We start from the raw sequence: 17,452 nt of genomic DNA, 5'->3' as shown, positions 1-17,452 counted from the left end.
CCTTCAAGGTTTTTTTGGCTGTGTATTAAGATGTCAGAGCTGCGGCGAAGCGTTCGGCTTCATCCGTGAGAGCACCCTCGATTTCCTTATAGCGGCTGGAAATCGTTGAGGCGCTGACGCCGTACTTCTTCGCCAGCTTCGCTTGAGAAACGGACGCGCCGTTCAGAGAAATGCTGTTTACGTAATATTCGACCGCCGCCGCGAAAGCTTCAGGCTTTCTGATCGTCGGTGTTTTTTTGACACAGAACGTTTTCCACAGATCAATAACGGCCGGAACCAGCTCAGCCGGGTATTCATCCCCGCTCAGGCCTTTTTCAATGGCGTCTGCCGTTTCCTTCTCCATGTCGTTGGCCCACTCTGTCTGTTTTTCTTCAGCAGCCTGCTCAGGCTCTTCCGCCGTTCCTAAAAGAGCGGCCAGCACAATGTCGAAGTTGTCCTGCATAAAGCGCTCAGGCGATTTTCCTTCCGCAAGAGCCGGGGCAGCCGCCTTTTTCACTTTGCTGATTAGAGCTTCGGTCCGCTTCACAGGGAAGATCGTAAATTGCATGAAGAACTCCGCTTTTTCCGCTTCGTGGATCGGATAGCCGAGAATCAGGCTTCCCGCCGGCGGAAGATCCTGCTGGCTGACGTCCATTTCCACTTTGAATTGTTTTTTCGTCATCACATCTTCAAAGTGAATCATTCCTTCTTTCACATCTTCAAGCACCATAACGGCAGGTGTCATGCTTTTCCATGATTCAACGATTTCCCGTGTTTTCGGGCGGTTGATGCCGCCGGCTTTTTTCTGAAGATATTCTTCAAAAATCGTCTTGCCGCCTGCCAGCGGACGGAAGAAAATTCCCCAGATGCCGAGGTTGAAGACTCCGATGTCTTTTGTCTGTCTGTCCAGCTCCGTAATGAACGCGTGCTGGTTAATAAATGATGATATGCCGTCTCTATGTGCTGTAAAGGCGTACTCCATTAGGCTTTCCTGAATCTGTTTCGCTTCTTTTGCCGCGATGTCTGCCGGAATGGCAGCTTCTTTGCTTCCGCAGCATTTTTTATATTTCTTCCCGCTGCCGCATGGGCAAGGGGCATTTCTTTTCACTTTTCCCACAATAAACCCTCCGAATTCTGATATAACTTTATTATTTTAACAAAAATAACTTCAGAGGGCTTGGTTTACGGCGAAAAAAGAATATGGAAGAAAAAAAGACCCCGGGATATTCTCATTCTCCGGGGCTTTGAAACTGTTAATTTGTATTTTGTCCGCCGCCGTTCAGACCTTCTTTAATCAGCCCGTTTACTTGGCTGTTCATCAAAAGTCCGATGTGTCCGACACCGTGAATCTGCACGTTTTTCCCGCCGATCAGCCGTGACAGCGGGTTCAGGACGATTAAGTCCGCTGAGCTGTAAATCGATGTATATAAAATCTTTTGGTTCGGATCAGTCCCCGGAAGCGCCCGGTTGGTCACAAGGCCGTTCGCTCCGCCCAGTGTGACGACGTTTGCGATTTTGTCTCCGCCGTCAAGATTTTTAATGTAATAGAGCGTGTTGGCGCCGCCCATGCTGTGCGCGACGATATCGACTTTTTTCGCACCTGTTTCGCTGAGCACTTTTTTCACGTAATTGGACAGTCTCGGTGCATTGTGTCTGTTGTTTCCGGTTTTGTCCAGAAAATCAATGGCGTACATCTCATTTCTTGACCAGCCTTGGGATGCCAAGTACGTTTTGATTCCCGCGAAGTTAAAGGACGCCCCGCCGATTCCGTGGACCATGACAACCGGGTTATGCTCTGAGGAGGCTTTCGATACGGTCGGCTGGAAGGCAAATACGGAAATGACGGAGAGCATGCAGACTGTAAGGATCGCTAGGATTTTGCTTTTGATTTGTTTCATGAACTTTCCTCCTGTTATGTAATTTTTTGCAATTTTCATTTTATTAGAGAAGAAAAGGAAAAAATAGAGTATTTTTTACTGTTTTCAACAATTGAAAAAGAGGCGGAAAAATGAGAAAGACGCCCCTTTCCCGAAAGCACACTTATACTTTAATACGGCAAACAAAAAAAGGAGAGAACACCCGGTTCTCTTCTCCTAGTACTCATTGAAATAGGTTTGAATCCGCTTAGGGTCATGCGTTTTTGTCAGCGCGAGCATCAGCAGAATCCGCGCTTTTTGAGGGTTGAGAGAGTTTGAAGCTGTCAAATGGTCTTTTTCATACTCTCGATTAGGTGTTACCGTTCCGTTTCCCGTCCTTGTGGAGCGGACGACCGCCAGCCCGCTTTTGACCGACTTTACGGCGCCTTTTTGCGCCGCATCAGACATTGAGCCGTTTCCCGAGCCTGCAAAAATAATGCCTTGCGCCCCTGATTTTACGGCAGCTTCAAAGAGATAGCTTCCGTCATTTTGATAGCCGTATATAATATCGACTTGCGGCAGTTTATCAAGTTTATCTATCTTGAAATCTGTATCCTTCGTATGCTTTCGGGTCATGATGTTATTAAAATAGATGTCATCAGCAATTGTTCCGATATAACCCATCTCTTCCGATTTGAATGTGTCTGCCGCGGTTGTATTGGTTTTTGTCACATAGCGCGCCGAAGCGATTCTGTCATTTAATACGACAAGCGTCCCCTTACCTTTCGCATCAGGCGCAGCCGCTGTTTTTACAGCGTTATATAAGTTGGACGGCCCGTCTGCTCCGATCGCCGTGGACGGCCTCATTGACCCGGCGACAACAACGGGCTTGTCACTTTTGACCGTCAGATTGAGAAAGTAGGCGGTTTCCTCAAGTGTGTCTGTTCCATGTGTAATGACAATGCCGTCTGTATCATCAGACTTGAGCAGCTTGTTTACCCGTTTTGCAAGTTTCAGCAGTGTCTCGTTATTCATATTCTGGCTGCCGATATTCACAACCTGTTCTCCGCTCACATGCGCGACCTCTTTTATCTCCGGAACGGCCTGAATCAGGGCGTCAACTCCGATTGCCCCCGCCGTGTACTCCGTAGCTGACGTCTTTGAAGGAGCAGCGCCTGCAATTGTGCCGCCGGCGGCAAGAATTTTAACATTCGGAAGTCCGTCTTTTTTCGCTGAGGCTGCGGCTGCCATCCGGGGCGGTGTTTCTTTCGCTTGAGGAGATTGGGAGCAGCCGGCCGCGATGAAGAGCAGAGCCGTGATAAATGTAATGAAGGGCATAAATTGTTTTTTCATTCTTTTCTCTCCTTTTCTTTATTTATGAAGATTTTCCTCTCACCGGTCAACGCGCTTGTCAGGCAACCTCCCGAAGAAAATAACCGTTAAAAAACCTTGACACCGTCATGTGAAATCAAGATAATAGACCAGTCACTATATTTTAAATTTGTCAAAAATCAGTAAGGTGGGAACATTATGAGCTATGGAGATTCTCGTGAAAAAATCCTCGCCGCGGCAACCAGGCTGTTTCAGCTTCAGGGGTATTACGGCACGGGGCTGAATCAGATTATTAAAGAAAGCGGTGCGCCGAAAGGTTCTCTTTACTATCATTTTCCGGACGGCAAAGAGCAGCTCGCCATTGAGGCTGTCAATGAAATGAGCCATTATATCCGTATGAAAATAAAAGAAAGCCTTGATGCCCATCCTGATCCTGCGGAAAGCATTCAAGCGTTTTTACAGGACTTATCAAGCCAATTCACATGTCCGGAAAACTTTGAAGGGTTTCCTGTCGGTTTACTGGCTGCCGAGACTGCTTTAAAGAGCGAAAAGCTCCGGCAGGCCTGTCAAAGCGCTTATCAGGAATGGGAGAATCTGTTCGCGGGCAAATTGAGATCAGCCGGTTTTTCTGATGAGAAAGCGGCGGAAATCAGCACTGTTTTAAATGCCATGATAGAAGGCGGCATCATTGTGTCCTTAGCCAAAAAAGACAAAATGCCGATCCTCCATATTTCTAAACAAATCCCGAACCTGCTGAAGACATAAAATACGAGAGACATGTACGTATAGAAAGAGAGGAGAATGATTTTGGAAAACGCTCAGCCTTCCAAACAATATAAAGTCATGCCGATCATGATTTCTTTACTGACGGCAGGGTTTATCGGCATGTTCAGTGAAACGGCGCTGAATATCGCCCTGACTGACCTGATGAAGGAGTTACATATCACTCCTGCGACCGTCCAGTGGCTGACGACGGGCTATCTGCTCGTTCTCGGTATTCTTGTCCCGGTATCGGGTCTGCTTTTGCAATGGTTTACGACGAGACAGCTGTTTATCGTTTCACTCGCTTTTTCCATTATCGGCACGCTGATTGCAGCGCTTGCGCCGAGCTTTCCGTTTCTTTTGGCGGCGAGAATCGTGCAGGCTTTAGGAACCGGGCTGCTGCTGCCGCTGATGTTTAATACAATCCTCGTCATCTTTCCGCCGCATAAGCGCGGAGCGGCGATGGGGACGATCGGGCTTGTCATCATGTTCGCTCCTGCGATCGGTCCGACATTTTCAGGGCTTGTGTTAGAGCATTTGAACTGGCATTGGATTTTCTGGATTTCTCTGCCGTTTCTTGTGTTGGCTCTTTTATTCGGCATCGCCTACATGCAGAACGTGTCTGACATTACAAAACCGAAAATTGACGTGCTTTCCATTATTCTGTCTACGATCGGGTTTGGCGGCATCGTATTCGGATTCAGCAATGCGGGCGAAGGATCAGACGGCTGGTCAAGCCCGACGGTTATCGGTTCGCTCACTGTCGGTGCGATCGCGCTCATCTTATTTTCCATCAGGCAGCTGACAATGAAGCAGCCGATGATGAATCTGCGCGCTTTCCGCTATCCGATGTTTGTTCTCGGTGTCGTGATTGTATTTATCTGTATGATGGTTATCTTATCAACAATGCTTCTATTGCCTATGTATTTACAAAGCGGACTGATGCTGACGGCGTTTACGTCCGGACTCATCCTGCTGCCGGGCGGTATTTTAAACGGCTTTATGTCTCCGGTGACGGGGCGCCTGTTTGACAAATACGGACCGAAGTGGCTTGTCATTCCCGGGTTTGTCATCACGGCCGCCGTACTTTGGTTTTTCTCAAACATTACCGGCACTTCAACGGCCATTCTCATCGTCGTGCTCCACACATGCCTGATGATCGGCATTTCCATGATCATGATGCCGGCGCAAACGAACGGCTTAAACCAGCTGCCGCCGGAATTTTATCCGGACGGAACGGCCATTATGAATACGCTCCAGCAGATGGCCGGCGCAATCGGCACTGCGGTGGCGGTCAGCATCATGGCAGCCGGGCAGAAGAATTATATGAGCACCGTGAAAAACCCGAATGATCCTTCCGCATACTCTCACGCGCTGATTGCGGGCGTCCAGCACGCCTTTATCTTCGCGATGATTGTCGCTGTTATCGGCTTGATCAGCGCCTTCTTTATGAAACGGGTCAAAGTGAATCACTCATAAGAAAACAGCAGGCTCCCCGTGAGTCTGCTGTTTTTTTATATACCGCGCGCTTCAGCCAGTTCATCAATCGCATACATCAGATCATCGGCCGTGTTATAGAAATGAGGCGCCAGCCGGATGATATGTCCGCTGGGTGCGCATACGATGTTTTTCCGCCTCAACAGCGCAGCCGTTTCCGCCGCTTTTTCATCCCGTATGGAAATCATGCCGGGTCTGTCATCGGCAGACGGCGGCCCTGTGAGGTGCAACCCTTTTTCAAAAGCGTATTCATACGCAAATGTGCTGAGTTTTTTTACTTCCCGGTGAATGCGGTCTGTGTCGGCATCGTTTACTAGAGATAAAGCCGCCTGTGCCGCATATATGCTGATAAAAGCCGGGGTTCCGGTCTCAAAGCGTTTGGCTCCGTCCGCATAAGAAAAACGGGTTAAATCCAGCATCGACGCCCGCTGCTGCCCGAACCACCCGGTGACTTTCGGCTTCAGCCGTTCGGCGAGTTCCTTTCTGACATAAAGAAACGCCGTTCCCGGTATGCCGAGCATATACTTTCTCGCACCCGCGGCCAGCATATCAACTCCCCATTCTTTTACATCAATCGGGATGTGCCCCGCTGATTGATAAGCATCGACAAAAAGAAGCGATCCCTTCTTTGCGGATATCTCGGCAATGCGCTTCATATCCTGGACAAAACCGGACGTATATGACACATGGGGCACACAGGTGAAAAGCGTCTGTTCCGATATGTACGTCTCATACCGTTCTAACGGGATCATTCCGTCTTCAGACGGCACGACTGAAAGCTCCATCTCAGTCTGTGCCTTCAAAATGTGGGCGATCGCCGGAAAATCCAATTCCGTATACACCGCCTGTTTCTTTCGGCAATCCGGCAAAGCAGAAACGACGGCAGAGACAGCAGCCGTTACTGAAGGTAAAACGGCGATTTCTTCAGGATGGGCGCCGATCAATTTCGCAAATTCACACCTTGCCTGCTCCGTTCGTCCAATGGCTTCTTCCCAGTTTCCGCCATGCTGAAGCAGGCTTTCCTGATAGTCATTGATCGCTTTTGAAACCGGCAGGGCAAGAGCGCTTTGAGAGCAGCTGGCGAGCATCGTATGTGTGCGGAGCGCCGGAAATAAAGATCGGTATTGCACCAGAGGCGAATTCAAGACATGTTTCCCCCTTCGGCAGGAATATATGTCCATTATAGAGTATGGTAAAAAGAAAAGGAGGGTTTTATATGGAGAAAAAAGTATTGCTGACAGGCTTTGACCCCTTCGGCGGGGAAACGGTCAATCCTTCATGGGAAGCGGTCAAACGGCTGAATGGTGCCGCTGAGGGCCCCGCCTCTATCGTATCTGAACAAGTGCCGACCGTTTTTTATAAGTCTCTTGCCGTGCTGCGCGAGGCGATCAAAAAGCATCAGCCTGACATTATCATCTGTGTCGGACAGGCAGGCGGCAGAATGCAGATCACGCCGGAACGGGTCGCGATCAATCTCAATGAGGCGCGCATACCGGATAACGAAGGAAACCAGCCTGTCGGGGAAAACATTTCTCAAGACGGTCCCGCGGCTTATTGGACCGGCCTTCCGATCAAACGGATCGTTGAGGAAATCAAAAAGGAAGGCATTCCCGCGGCTGTATCCTACACGGCGGGGACATTTGTATGCAATCACCTCTTTTACGGGCTGATGGATGAAATCAGCCGCCATCATCCGCACATCCGCGGCGGGTTTATACACATCCCGTACATTCCGGAGCAAACCTTGCAAAAGTCTGCGCCGAGCCTCAGCCTGGATCTCGTGACAAAAGCGCTCAAAATCGCCGCGGTGACCGCCGCGGCGCATGAGGACGATATTGAGACCGGCGGAGGCGAACTTCACTAAGCTGCAGACGGCGCCTCGGCCCATTTCTTCCGGTAAACGATGCGGGACAGCGTCACACTGATTTCATAGAGGACGAGCAGCGGAATCATGACGAGAAAGTCAGACATAAAATCCGGAGGCGTAATCAGCACCGAGACAACGATCAGCACAAAATACGAAAGCTTCCGCGCCTTTGCCAGCCGGGTTGGATTCACGATTCCGAGCCGTGTCAAAAACATGACGGCCAGAGGCATTTCAAACAAAAATCCGAACGGTAATGTAAGATTCAGCATAAAGGTAAAATACTTGTCCGCCGTAAATACCATGTCAAAATGGCCGGCGGATAATTGTGTTAAAAATCCGAGCACAATCGGAAACAGCACAAAATACCCGAAGGAAATTCCGATAATAAACAAAACCGAAAGCCCCGGGATGTAAAGCAAAGCGGCGCGGCGTTCAAACGGGGTCAAAGCCGGCGCCGTAAAACGCCAGAGCTGAAAAGCGGCAACCGGAATCGTTGCCGTAAGGGCGCATATTCCCGCAATCATCATATACACCCATAAAATCTCGCTCGGCCCTAAAACGGCCAGCCTGCCATCCAAATCCTTGATCAGCCAGTCATAAATATCCTGCACAAACCAGCAGGCGCCGATAAAAAACACGAGAAAGGCGATAACGGTTTTAATGAGACGCTGCCGGACTTCCTCTAAATGCCCGATCAAGTGGGTTTCTTTTTTATCCAATCGTACATCCTCCTTATAGAGAAAGAGGCAGAAGCGGATTCGTCTGCCCCCATGTCAGGATTCAGCCTGCCGTTTTGTCTTTCTCAGCCGTCTGCTTGTCCGGCTCTTCATTTGAGACCAGTGTTTTTGCGGCACTTTTAAATTCAAGCAGCGTGCGGCCGGCGGCACGGCCGATTTCCGGAAGCTTTGAAGGCCCGAAAATGATGAGAGCGATGACGAAGATCAGGATCAACCCGGGAATGCCGATATTAGAAAACATGAGTGTGCCTCCTTATTGTGAGATTTTGGCCCGTTTCTTTCTCATTTGCTTTTCATGCGCATTGTTATGGGCGAAGAAACGATCCTCTTCCACCTCATTTGACTGCTTTACACCGCCTGCAACCGCAGCTTGAGAGACCTTCCGAATCCCCGTCTGGTCTTTCTGATAAATGAATGAAGCCCGCGTGGATACCTCAGCCCCCGGCTCCGTCACGTACGGCACCACTCTGTAATCCGCTCTCCATTGGGCAGGGGTCACCGTACAGCGGACATAGCCGCGGTAATCGTTGAAAAACTTAATATGCGGGTTTTGTTTTAAGATCTGATCCGTATCGGCCCGTTTATCCGCTCCGTTTCCTCCAGATGTAATGGAAGTTCCGACGAATTCGGCTCCGAAAATCTTTGAATTCGTTTGATTAAAATCGGTATGCAGGTTTGACGCCCAGCTTGCGTGAACATCACCCGTCAGCACGATGACATTGTTCAGGTTTTTGCTTTTTATAAAATTGATGACCCGCTCCCGCTGAGCCGGGTAGCCGTCCCATGAATCCATGCTGTATATCGGATTGGCGGTTGTTCCGAAATTCCATTGCGCGAAAAAGATTTGCTGCGCCAGCACATTCCACTTCGCTTTCGAGGCGGCTAAATTTCCGAAGAGCCATTGCTCCTGTTCTGTCCCCATCAATGTACGCTTCGGATCTCTCCACTCATCAGAAGGCGGCTTATTCCCGTCGCCGTTGGCCTGATCATCTCTGTACTGTCTTGTATCAAGCACATTGAACGATGCTAAATTGCCATAAGAAAATTGCCTGTACAGCCGCATATCAGGACCGTTCGGCAATGACATGCGCCTGAGCGGCATGTGTTCATAATAAGCCTGATAAGCTGCGGCCCTCCTGAGCACAAACGCTTCAACGGATTGGCCTTTTTCAGGGATAATATTGGCATAATTGTTTTCCACCTCATGATCGTCCCACGTCACGACCCACGGAAATGCGGCGTGGGCGGCTTTCAGATTGGCATCAGAGCGGTATTGGGCATGACGGTTGCGGTAATCTGACAGTGTATACACTTCAGCGCTGCTGTGCGTCCTGACATTTCCCGTTTTTGACACATATTCGTTCGGTCCGTATTCATAAATGTAATCTCCGAGATGGAACACGAGATCAAGCTTTTCCTTCGCCATATGTTTATACGCCGTATAATAGCCGTGTTCATACTGCTGGCATGAAGCAAATGCAAACGTCATGGCGGATACGTCAGCACCGGGAGCGGGCAGCGTTTTCGTCCGGCCGACGGGACTGAGCTCATGCCCGCTTTTAAACCGGTAATAGTACACTTTATTGGGCTTGAGCCCGTCCGCCTCGACATGGACGGAGTGTCCGAGATTCGGCTTGGCCATTTCCGTTCCGCGTTTGACGATGTGACGAAAATGTTCATCAGCGGCGATTTCCCATTTTACCGGCACGGCCTGCTTCGGCATGCCGCCCCCATTCAGCGGGTCAGGGGCAAGACGCGTCCAGAGAATGACGCTGTCAGACAGCGGGTCGCCGGAAGCTACGCCGAGGGTGAACGGATAGTTTGAAAATTTCGGAGCGGCATTCACTTCAAACGCGCCGATGGATTGCGCGATCGCTAACCCGAGGGAAAGACCGGCGATTTTCCCGGCGCCCTGTATAAATGCGCGGCGGTCAAACGTATTGTTCTGAAAGCTTTTGTTCTCCAATTCCTTGATCCATTCATCTAAACGGCCGTCATGTGTCATGTCAGTTCCCCTTTCGTCTCATTGATCGCCCTTATTATAAAAAAGAAATGTTAAACCGCTATGAAGAAGTGTGAAGGGTTTGTAAGGCTGAAAAATGGACGGCGGGAGACATTTTTCACATTGTTTCGACAAACCTTGCCCCGCCGGGAGAAAACCCCCTCTGTTTCTTTTTGGCTTGTCATCCGTCAAGCGAACTTTTTTCCTATTTTTCTTCACAAGAAATTAAAAAAACACCGTTCATTCTCAGAACGGTGCGCCCGGGATTAAAATGTATTGTACACGTTTTCGCACGTTTCACCTGTCGGCTGATAGAAGCAGTGGGATTTGAATCTCGCGACAAACGGCTGATTATACCAAGTCGGCGGGCAGTTTCCCGGCGGCTTAAAATACCACAGACTGAACTTAGCCGGCCAAAACCGTTCTCCGTTAATCGTCCGGCGGGCAAGCCTCCGCTCGGATTCACGCGGTCTCTGGTAAAAGTATCCGTGAGTCACCGCTTCAAACGCGTGCGGCTGAAACACCATCTGCCTGATGGTGCGCAGGCCTTTAAAATCAGAACAATTCGCCCGCACCCGATTGATTCCCACATTGCCGACCAAAAGCATTCCCTGCTTCCCTTCGCCTTCCGCTTCCGCCCTGAGCAGCCTTGCCATTAGATCCAGATCGGCGCTCGACGCTTTTACGACTGCCATCATGACACCTCCCGTATTTTCTCCCTTCATCATATTCAGCCGCGGCCCAGTGATGACAGACAAAAGCCAGAAAACAAATGTTCACGAAAAAAGGGTTTATATTTCACGTTATGAGGAAACATACTAACATGATTTCCATAAGGAGGAATTCGCATGGAACACATTAAAGCGCTTGCCATCAAAGGCATTATGACCATCATTATTCTGTATCTGATACTCGGCTTAGGTTTTCGCTTTACATTCGGCGACGTGCTGCTGATGACCATTGTGCTGGGAGCCGTTTCTTACTTTACGGGCGACCTGTACGTGCTGCCGAGATGGAATAACATCACGGCGGCGTCCGCTGATTTCGGAATCGCGTTTCTTGTTGTCTGGCTGATGGGAATGCCGCTGTCCATGGGCATTTCCGGAGGAAGACTGGCGTTTGCCGCTCTTATTTCCGCCGTCATCATCGCCGTCGGAGAATATTTTTTCCATATCTATCTGATGAGAAAAGACTTGGGCGGGTCCCGTTTTTTAGAACCCCGGTCCGAATAACGTAAAAAAGGCCGGATAAAAGCCCCTTTAAAGGGGGCTTTTTATTTGTAAAGTATAAACGCTTTATACATCTTGATATAACTGATAAACCCTTTTCAGCCTTTCTTCGAGCTGTTCAAAACGAACAAAGCGGGCTTCTCTCAGAAACTCAGTCCCATCAATGAACAAAAGAAGCACGGGAACAGTGAAGACTGAAAATCTGCCGGCCACCTCTTCTACCTCGTCAGCATTGATATGCCCCAATTTGATATTCGGAAACTGATCCAATACGTTTCTGAGCTGCGGCAGAACAGCGTGACATACTGTACAGGCGGGTCTTGAAATGTAGATAAAACTGAATTGATGCTGTTTAATAAAATTCTCGATAGAATCTAATGAATGTAATTCTGCCATCTCTTTCATCAAAACCCTCCTCCAAATCGGCTCGTCTTTCATGACCAAGCTCATCAATACGCGTACATTCACTATACACATTTATATTGATCATATCCGCTTTTTTGCTATTCAGAGCACCTGAACGTTGTGCTTGAAAAATAAAAGAACAGTTACCGCTTTTCAGTAACTGTTCTTAGATACTTATATTAAAAATGCAAAGCGTACGCCCCTGAACCGATGAGTGCAACTCCGATGGAGACTGCAATCAGCACCAAGTTATATTCAAAACCGCCGGCACCGTTGGCAAATCCTTTCGCTCCATGGACTTTTACGATGGCACCTAACATAATAATCGTTATAATAGCAGCTCCGAGCGGGAGGAAAACACCTAAAATAAATAGAATTCCGCTTGCGAGTTCCCCGAGACCTGATAAAGCGGCCGCGGCATTGCCCGGTTTAACTCCAATTGACTCGAACCACTGTCCGGTTCCTTTAATTCCGTATCCGCCAAACCAGCCGAATAATTTTTGTGATCCATAAAACAGAAACACCACACCAATTATGATTCGAATAAGTAATAGTCCTGCATCTTCCATTTTTATCTCTCCTTATTTTTCATATTATATGATGTGCTGCAAGGCAGCTTGTTTACCAACAGTCGCTTCCAGCAAACATCTGTTAAATGTATGTCTTGTTATTTTTCTTCATGCTTCACGTTCATCTATCAATCAATCTAATTCTCTCACTTCAAACGGCAGCAGCCCTAGTTCAATTTGTGCCCGGTGCGGTTCATACTGCTCAGGGAGCATCAGTTTTCCGCCCATTGTTTCTTGTGACTCATCATGGGCAAAGCCCGGCGGATCAGTTGCGATCTCAAATAAGATTTCCCCGTGTTCTCTGAAGTAAACCGCATTAAAATAGTTTCTATCCTGAACAGGAGTCACACCATATCCGTGCGCAGCAATGAACCTCTGCCAATCTAATTGATCTTCGTCATCCTGAGCCCGCCAAGCGATGTGATGGACCGTGCCGACCCCCATTTGCCCGCGGCCGATAGGCGTTAACTTAAGGTCAATCACATTTCCGATATCACCGGCAGAACGATAACGAACGAAGTCTCCTTCTTTACCGACTCGCTCAAGCCCCATGATGTTTTCTAGCAATTCACCTGTTTTTTCAGGCTGTGCTGATAACAGGGTTGCACCGCCAAAGCCTTTAATGGCAACATCCGGGGTTACATCTCCGAAAGTCCACGTATTGGCCTCCCCTGCTTCTCTTTCCACGATTGCTAAATGCAGGCCATGCGGGTCATCAAATTCTATATATTGTTCTCCAAAACGCTCGATTTTTGTGTATGGAATGTTGAACTTTTCAAGTCTCTTTTCCCAAAACGCCATGGCACCCTTCGGCACGGCGTAAGATGTCACGCCAACCTGTCCGTCTCCAATGATGCCTTGGCGGGCGCCCGCCCACGGAAAGAATGTGATGATTGTTCCCGGCTTCCCGCCTTCATCCCCAAAATAAAGGTGATACGTACCCGGATCATCAAAATTGACCGTTTGCTTGACCAATCGCAGCCCCAGCACTCCAGCGTAGAAATCAGCATTCTCTTGAGGGTGACCGACAATTGCTGTAATATGATGGATGCCCATCGTTTTTTTCGCCATTTTTATTTGCTCCTTTACAAATAGTTAAATATACTCCACAAACTCATTCACAGGCTTTCGGTAGCCGCGCGGCCTTCTGCTTTCTATTTTTTCTTTCCCGATTGTAATCATCATGACGACCTCAAATTGATCATCTATCTTCAAAATCTGTTTCACGGCTTCAGCATCAAACCCTATCATCGGACAGGTGTCCCAGCCTTTTTCCTTAGCACTCAGCATAAACATCATCGCAGAAAGTGAAGCATTTCTTATCGCCTCATCTCTCTTAAATGGTTCTCCCCTGTTTTCATAAAACGAAACGGTGTCTTGAACCATGTGATCATACTCTTGTTTATTTAATACCCCCAGCATCTTCAATCCTTCATAGATGTCAGCCGCTTGCTGATATGCCTGCTTATCCCCTAAAACCAAAAGAACAGCTGATGAGCTAAACACTTTATATTGTCCGTTTGCGGCCTGCTTCAGCTTTTCTTTTACATCCGGGTCAAGAACCGTCACATATTTTGTATGCTGCAAATTAAAAGCTGATGGAGCCAACGCAACCAATTCAAACATTTCATTGAGCTCATCTCTTGTGATTGGATGTTCTGGAAGAAAGTTGCTTGCAGATCTTCTTTCATTCACTAGCTGTACAAATTCAGCCATTTCCCTCGCACCCCTTTTATCTCGAATTCGAGATATTATAGTATAAAAAATCAAATAACATATGATCAAAAACGAAACGTTCTCTTCACTGATCTTTTCGTGATTCAAACGATCGGCAGGTTCTTATCCTGCACTCTAATTAAATTATCTTGAATTAAAAAATCTTGAATTCGAGATAATAATAAAAGATAAACACTCAAATGTCAACAGTTCATTTTTAAATTCAGCGTCATTTTGTCTGTGTACTGTTTAGCCCTGCTCCAACTTTTTTTCTGTCACCTTATTTATTAGTAAACAGGAAACAACCTTGCTATAGACCCACTCGAAACTGAATTGGTACGATAAGCAAAGTGATTACACAAGAAAGGATACGGAGAGCGAATCAAAAGCGCCTCTATTTTTTTGTGCAGTTTTATAGGAGGAAAAAATGACAAGTGAAAGAGAACAAATAAGCAAAAAAGTTGCTTTGATTGCATTGATAGCCAATCTGATCTTAATGGCAGGAAAGATCTTTTTTGGACTGATAGGCGATAGTGAAGCAGTTTTTGCCGACGGTATACATTCTGCAGCAGATGTCGCGGCTTCAATTGCTGTCCTGGCCGTCATCGGCATTTCTAATAAGCCGCCCGATCAAGACCATCCTTTCGGGCATGGCAAAGCTGAGGTCATCAGCGAAGCGATTGTAGGAATCATATTAGTGCTCGTTTCCGTGTATATTCTGATAGAAGCGATTTCGTCCTTTGTTGAAGGTCCAAGCATCCCGCAATACAGCGCATTGTTTGCGGCTCTGATATCCTACGCGGCTAAGCAGATCTTATATCGTTATTCGATCAAACAAGGGGAAAAATGGAACAGTAAAGCGATTATAGCGATTGCATACGATCATAAAGGCGATATCGTTGCCTCTCTTGCCGCTTTTATCGGCGTCCTATTGGCGATTATCGGGAACACACGCGGGTGGTCCTATCTGTTGTACGCCGATGCAATTGCCAGTGTCATCGTGGCGTACCTCATTTTTAAGATTTCAATGGAATTAATCAGGCCGTCTGTTGACGTTCTCATGGAAAAAAGTGTTGATCCCGAACTGATAGAGGAATATAAAGCCGTTATTTTGCATTGCCCTCAAGTCAAACGGCTCGATAAAATCCGAGCAAGAGAACACGGCCACTATAAATTGCTTGATGTCCGGTTATCTTTGGATCATGATTTGACGATTAAGCAGGGACACGATATTGCCCGCGAAATCCGAAATGAAATCCAAAGACACTTTTCAGATGTTGAAGAAGTGCTCATCCATGTGAATCCTTATTTTGAAGAATGAAAAAGCAGCTTGTAGAGAAAATGATGTTTTTCTACAAGCTTTTTTGTTTTGTGCTGTTTCTTTACATATTCATTTGATTTCAGGTGCAGAAAAAGCACTCCCACATGCCTAGCTTTGCTTGGCTGGGTATGTGGCAATCTTCAACATCATTTTGAATAAGATCAGCGGATCAAGTGTTCGCTGCAGTAAGGTTTGACCTTTTCAACAATGAAAGAGAAGTCTATGTATTTATCAATTTTTCGAAGAAGGTGATCCTCTTCGACGAGTTGGTTAAACAGAACGAATTCGGCTGTGTTTCGAGAAAAATTTCTTGTGTGGAACATGAGAAAGAAACCGTTTTTTTCAGTCTTTCTTTTATTTTATGACAAGGGAAACATAAAGGCTGTCGAGGTTTTCTCGACAGCCTGAAGGCCGGATAACGGCCTTTTTCGTTTGATTTCACTGATCAATATGCTTTCTGATAAAATGCAGCAGCGTGTTTCCTTGAGCGGTCAATATGACGCCCTTCGCGCCGCACTTCGGACAGGGCGTCCCTTCCTTCTCCTCGCCGGTTCCTTCACAATGCGGACACGTGAGCTCAAGATCGTCGGTTGCGATCACCATGAATATCCCTCCTTTTTTGATTGTCTGTCCGTCTCCAGTCACTTTCCATGGCCATCACCTCCTTAACAATACAAAAAAACCCCGTCCATCAAAGGACGAGGTTTTCGCGGTGCCACCTTTATTAACGGCTGATAAGCCATTCTCTCAAAAAGTACAGAAACACACGGTTTCAATACTCCTTTCTTGATAACGGGGAAGAATCCCGGCACCGCCTACTGTCATTTCAGCGCAGCAATTCAGAAGCCCATTCGGCACCGGACGGGGATCGGTTCACAGCGGCCACCGACTCTCTGAACCCCGCGCGCTGATGCGTACTTACTCTTCCTCAGCATTGTTCATCCGTTCTTTTATTTTAAAATGTATCATACGCTGTCATCCGGCGGAAGTCAATAACCTTTCGGATCGGTCAGGCCGAGCATGTCCCGCGCCATTTGCATATGCTCCTCTTGCCCCGTCTGAAGCGCGAACTTCGCCGTTTCCACAGGGTAAGCGGCCTGCCATTCTGTCACATGCTGATTTTCGTTTACAAAAATATGCGGAGGATGCAAGTCGCCATGGATCAGCACGGAAAAATCAGGCCAGTACGAACTGTCATTTATCCACGTTTGCCATCTTTTCCAAAGCCAGCTTACCGGCTGCCTCCGCTGACAAATTTTGATCCTTCGCGTAAATCTTTCGCCTCCAAAAAGAAGACGTGAATGAATTTTTTCATATTCACTTTAACCGGAGAAAGCGGCACGGTTTCCTTAGCCTGCATTTCTTTCATTCTCTTGCTGACAGCGGGGAAATCAAAGAATTTCGAGGCGTAATATTCAAATTTGGGGTTTGAAAAATCAGTTGTGCCCAATGAAGCGAAATGGTTTAACGAATGAATGACGGCCCTTCTGATCCGCTGTTCCGAGGCTTTGATTTCCCTGTTAACCTCGGCTTGTGCCGCCGCAGGCCCCAGCTTCCGGATGGCGACGTTTGTAAACATCTGCTTTAAAGACGGGATGTTTCTTTCCGCCTGTTCATCCTCAAATAAATAGTGAAGGACGGCCATGAGGTCATGCGCCCCGCTTTCTCCCACGATGCCTAATTCCGATAAAAGAAATTTTCCTGTTTCTTTGATTGATTTCTCGTGCATCCCCCCCGGCCCGCTTTTTTTCGGCTCATTCCGCTGAATAAGACGGCTTAACGAGTGTTGGATGTCGCCGATCGAGGTTTCCAGTTCAATCCGCTCTTTTACTTTTCCCAAAACGGTGACGATCTCGATTTTGTTGATCGGTTTGTGGATAAAGTATTCGATGCCGAGAGAATAAGCTTCTCCCACCATTTCCTTTGCCTCCACCTGCGATATCATCACCGCTTTTCCGTTGTACGATCCCTGAAGATGCCGGATCGTCTCAATCCCGTCCCGACCCGGCATCAGCAGATCAATTAATAAAATATCGACTTGTTTAAAATGGAGATAATGCCCTTCAATCTGGCTTCCGTCCTCTGCCTCACCGACGACTTCTCCTAAGTCCTCGTCCTCGATCATCTGTTTTAAAATGGAACGGATCGCCCGGTCATCATCAGCTATAAAAAAACGCATA

19 protein-coding genes, 2 pseudogenes and 1 other annotated feature are annotated in these 17,452 nt (G+C 47.6%); of the genes and pseudogenes, 5 read left to right on the top strand and 16 right to left on the bottom strand.

The window, feature by feature from the left end; all coding sequences use genetic code 11:
* Positions 1-25: 25 nt before the first annotated feature.
* The 3 genes from NYE62_RS01525 to NYE62_RS01515 form a co-directional block, all read right to left on the bottom strand.
* Positions 26-1,096 carry a helix-turn-helix domain-containing protein gene (locus NYE62_RS01525; RefSeq protein ID WP_015416739.1) on the bottom strand — a complete coding sequence of 357 codons (1,071 nt, stop codon included), beginning with the start codon at positions 1,094-1,096 and terminating at the stop codon, positions 26-28.
* A gap of 136 nt (positions 1,097-1,232) precedes the next feature.
* Positions 1,233-1,877, bottom strand: a complete 645-nt coding sequence (locus NYE62_RS01520) for a triacylglycerol lipase (protein WP_007409033.1) — start codon at positions 1,875-1,877, stop codon at positions 1,233-1,235.
* Between the two features lie 195 nt (positions 1,878-2,072).
* A complete protein-coding gene (locus NYE62_RS01515) occupies positions 2,073-3,188 on the bottom strand; it encodes a type II asparaginase (protein ID WP_144664461.1) in 1,116 nt (371 codons plus the stop codon).
* A 177-nt stretch (positions 3,189-3,365) separates the two neighbouring features.
* Here NYE62_RS01515 and NYE62_RS01510 point away from each other — a divergent pair, with 177 nt between their 5' ends.
* Both NYE62_RS01510 and lmr(B) read left to right on the top strand, forming a co-directional pair.
* Positions 3,366-3,932, top strand: coding sequence for a TetR/AcrR family transcriptional regulator (locus NYE62_RS01510; RefSeq protein WP_015416737.1), 567 nt, complete (start codon positions 3,366-3,368; stop codon positions 3,930-3,932).
* Positions 3,933-3,968: 36 nt separating this feature from the next.
* A complete protein-coding gene (gene lmr(B), locus NYE62_RS01505; protein WP_032865253.1) occupies positions 3,969-5,408 on the top strand; it encodes a lincomycin efflux MFS transporter Lmr(B) in 1,440 nt (479 codons plus the stop codon).
* A 35-nt stretch (positions 5,409-5,443) separates the two neighbouring features.
* On the opposite strand, the gene NYE62_RS01500 is transcribed toward lmr(B), so the two are convergent.
* Complete coding sequence (locus NYE62_RS01500; RefSeq protein ID WP_342497190.1) at positions 5,444-6,571, bottom strand: aminotransferase class V-fold PLP-dependent enzyme; 1,128 nt, start codon at positions 6,569-6,571, stop codon at positions 5,444-5,446.
* 71 nt (positions 6,572-6,642) lie between these two features.
* On the opposite strand from NYE62_RS01500, the gene pcp reads away from it, so the two are divergent.
* Positions 6,643-7,290, top strand: coding sequence for a pyroglutamyl-peptidase I (gene pcp, locus NYE62_RS01495; RefSeq protein WP_007409027.1), 648 nt, complete (start codon positions 6,643-6,645; stop codon positions 7,288-7,290).
* Here the strand turns inward: pcp and tatC are convergent.
* The 4 genes from tatC to NYE62_RS01475 all read right to left on the bottom strand — a co-directional run bounded on the left by tatC (position 7,287) and on the right by NYE62_RS01475 (position 10,727).
* Entirely contained in the window at positions 7,287-8,012 is a 726-nt protein-coding gene (tatC, locus tag NYE62_RS01490) for a twin-arginine translocase subunit TatC (protein WP_007409026.1), read from the bottom strand. The two genes, pcp and tatC, sit on opposite strands and share 4 nt — an antisense overlap.
* A gap of 61 nt (positions 8,013-8,073) precedes the next feature.
* Positions 8,074-8,271, bottom strand: a complete 198-nt coding sequence (locus NYE62_RS01485; RefSeq protein WP_003156681.1) for a twin-arginine translocase TatA/TatE family subunit — start codon at positions 8,269-8,271, stop codon at positions 8,074-8,076.
* Positions 8,272-8,283: 12 nt separating this feature from the next.
* Positions 8,284-10,035: an alkaline phosphatase gene (locus NYE62_RS01480; protein WP_033575133.1), complete on the bottom strand. Its 1,752-nt coding sequence runs from the start codon at positions 10,033-10,035 to the stop codon at positions 8,284-8,286.
* Between the two features lie 263 nt (positions 10,036-10,298).
* A complete protein-coding gene (locus NYE62_RS01475) occupies positions 10,299-10,727 on the bottom strand; it encodes a cell wall hydrolase (RefSeq protein WP_007409023.1) in 429 nt (142 codons plus the stop codon).
* Between the two features lie 153 nt (positions 10,728-10,880).
* Here NYE62_RS01475 and NYE62_RS01470 point away from each other — a divergent pair, with 153 nt between their 5' ends.
* On the top strand, positions 10,881-11,264 hold the full coding sequence (locus NYE62_RS01470) for a DUF2512 family protein (RefSeq protein WP_003156684.1): 384 nt from the start codon (positions 10,881-10,883) through the stop codon (positions 11,262-11,264).
* A 63-nt stretch (positions 11,265-11,327) separates the two neighbouring features.
* Here the strand turns inward: NYE62_RS01470 and NYE62_RS01465 are convergent, their stop codons facing one another.
* From NYE62_RS01465 to NYE62_RS01450, 4 genes are all read right to left on the bottom strand, one after another.
* Complete coding sequence (locus NYE62_RS01465) at positions 11,328-11,666, bottom strand: thioredoxin family protein (RefSeq protein WP_064115789.1); 339 nt, start codon at positions 11,664-11,666, stop codon at positions 11,328-11,330.
* Between the two features lie 179 nt (positions 11,667-11,845).
* Positions 11,846-12,235 (bottom strand): DoxX family protein, encoded by a 390-nt coding sequence (locus tag NYE62_RS01460; protein WP_015239089.1) that lies wholly within the window; start codon positions 12,233-12,235, stop codon positions 11,846-11,848.
* 132 nt (positions 12,236-12,367) lie between these two features.
* A complete protein-coding gene (locus NYE62_RS01455; RefSeq protein ID WP_342497189.1) occupies positions 12,368-13,306 on the bottom strand; it encodes a ring-cleaving dioxygenase in 939 nt (312 codons plus the stop codon).
* A gap of 24 nt (positions 13,307-13,330) precedes the next feature.
* Positions 13,331-13,951, bottom strand: coding sequence for a nitroreductase family protein (locus NYE62_RS01450; protein ID WP_007409019.1), 621 nt, complete (start codon positions 13,949-13,951; stop codon positions 13,331-13,333).
* A gap of 427 nt (positions 13,952-14,378) precedes the next feature.
* Here NYE62_RS01450 and NYE62_RS01445 point away from each other — a divergent pair, with 427 nt between their 5' ends.
* Positions 14,379-15,272, top strand: coding sequence for a cation diffusion facilitator family transporter (locus NYE62_RS01445; protein WP_007409018.1), 894 nt, complete (start codon positions 14,379-14,381; stop codon positions 15,270-15,272).
* A 144-nt stretch (positions 15,273-15,416) separates the two neighbouring features.
* On the opposite strand, the pseudogene NYE62_RS01440 reads toward NYE62_RS01445, so the two are convergent.
* The 4 genes and pseudogenes from NYE62_RS01440 to NYE62_RS01425 all read right to left on the bottom strand — a co-directional run.
* Positions 15,417-15,595, bottom strand: a pseudogene (locus NYE62_RS01440) (IS5/IS1182 family transposase); the annotation flags it as partial.
* Between the two features lie 115 nt (positions 15,596-15,710).
* A complete protein-coding gene (locus NYE62_RS01435; protein ID WP_007409016.1) occupies positions 15,711-15,875 on the bottom strand; it encodes a tryptophan RNA-binding attenuator protein inhibitory protein in 165 nt (54 codons plus the stop codon).
* 88 nt (positions 15,876-15,963) lie between these two features.
* Positions 15,964-16,213: a binding site (T-box leader), on the bottom strand.
* A gap of 48 nt (positions 16,214-16,261) precedes the next feature.
* Positions 16,262-16,498, bottom strand: a pseudogene (locus tag NYE62_RS01430) (hypothetical protein); the annotation flags it as partial.
* Between the two features lie 5 nt (positions 16,499-16,503).
* Complete coding sequence (locus tag NYE62_RS01425; RefSeq protein ID WP_039252880.1) at positions 16,504-17,451, bottom strand: DNA-binding domain-containing protein; 948 nt, start codon at positions 17,449-17,451, stop codon at positions 16,504-16,506.
* Position 17,452: the final 1 nt, after the last annotated feature.

The sequence above is a fragment of the Bacillus sp. FSL K6-2861 genome, from assembly GCF_038630725.1.
GTDB lineage: Bacteria > Bacillota > Bacilli > Bacillales > Bacillaceae > Bacillus > Bacillus velezensis.
This window is presented reverse-complemented; position numbering and strand designations above follow the sequence as displayed.

Excerpts from the sequence above, each read along its gene's own strand:
- pcp (WP_007409027.1), top strand. The coding sequence starts at position 6,643 with ATGGAGAAAAAAGTATTGCTGACAGGCTTTGACCCCTTCGGCGGGGAA.
- NYE62_RS01435 (WP_007409016.1), bottom strand. The coding sequence starts at position 15,875 with ATGGTGATCGCAACCGACGATCTTGAGCTCACGTGTCCGCATTGTGAA.
- NYE62_RS01460 (WP_015239089.1), bottom strand. The coding sequence starts at position 12,235 with ATGGAAGATGCAGGACTATTACTTATTCGAATCATAATTGGTGTGGTG.
- NYE62_RS01510 (WP_015416737.1), top strand. The coding sequence starts at position 3,366 with ATGAGCTATGGAGATTCTCGTGAAAAAATCCTCGCCGCGGCAACCAGG.
- NYE62_RS01470 (WP_003156684.1), top strand. The coding sequence starts at position 10,881 with ATGGAACACATTAAAGCGCTTGCCATCAAAGGCATTATGACCATCATT.
- NYE62_RS01475 (WP_007409023.1), bottom strand. The coding sequence starts at position 10,727 with ATGGCAGTCGTAAAAGCGTCGAGCGCCGATCTGGATCTAATGGCAAGG.
- NYE62_RS01520 (WP_007409033.1), bottom strand. The coding sequence starts at position 1,877 with ATGAAACAAATCAAAAGCAAAATCCTAGCGATCCTTACAGTCTGCATG.
- NYE62_RS01425 (WP_039252880.1), bottom strand. The coding sequence starts at position 17,451 with ATGCGTTTTTTTATAGCTGATGATGACCGGGCGATCCGTTCCATTTTA.
- NYE62_RS01515 (WP_144664461.1), bottom strand. The coding sequence starts at position 3,188 with ATGAAAAAACAATTTATGCCCTTCATTACATTTATCACGGCTCTGCTC.
- NYE62_RS01465 (WP_064115789.1), bottom strand. The coding sequence starts at position 11,666 with ATGAAAGAGATGGCAGAATTACATTCATTAGATTCTATCGAGAATTTT.
- NYE62_RS01450 (WP_007409019.1), bottom strand. The coding sequence starts at position 13,951 with ATGGCTGAATTTGTACAGCTAGTGAATGAAAGAAGATCTGCAAGCAAC.
- NYE62_RS01455 (WP_342497189.1), bottom strand. The coding sequence starts at position 13,306 with ATGGCGAAAAAAACGATGGGCATCCATCATATTACAGCAATTGTCGGT.
- NYE62_RS01480 (WP_033575133.1), bottom strand. The coding sequence starts at position 10,035 with ATGACACATGACGGCCGTTTAGATGAATGGATCAAGGAATTGGAGAAC.
- NYE62_RS01485 (WP_003156681.1), bottom strand. The coding sequence starts at position 8,271 with ATGTTTTCTAATATCGGCATTCCCGGGTTGATCCTGATCTTCGTCATC.
- NYE62_RS01445 (WP_007409018.1), top strand. The coding sequence starts at position 14,379 with ATGACAAGTGAAAGAGAACAAATAAGCAAAAAAGTTGCTTTGATTGCA.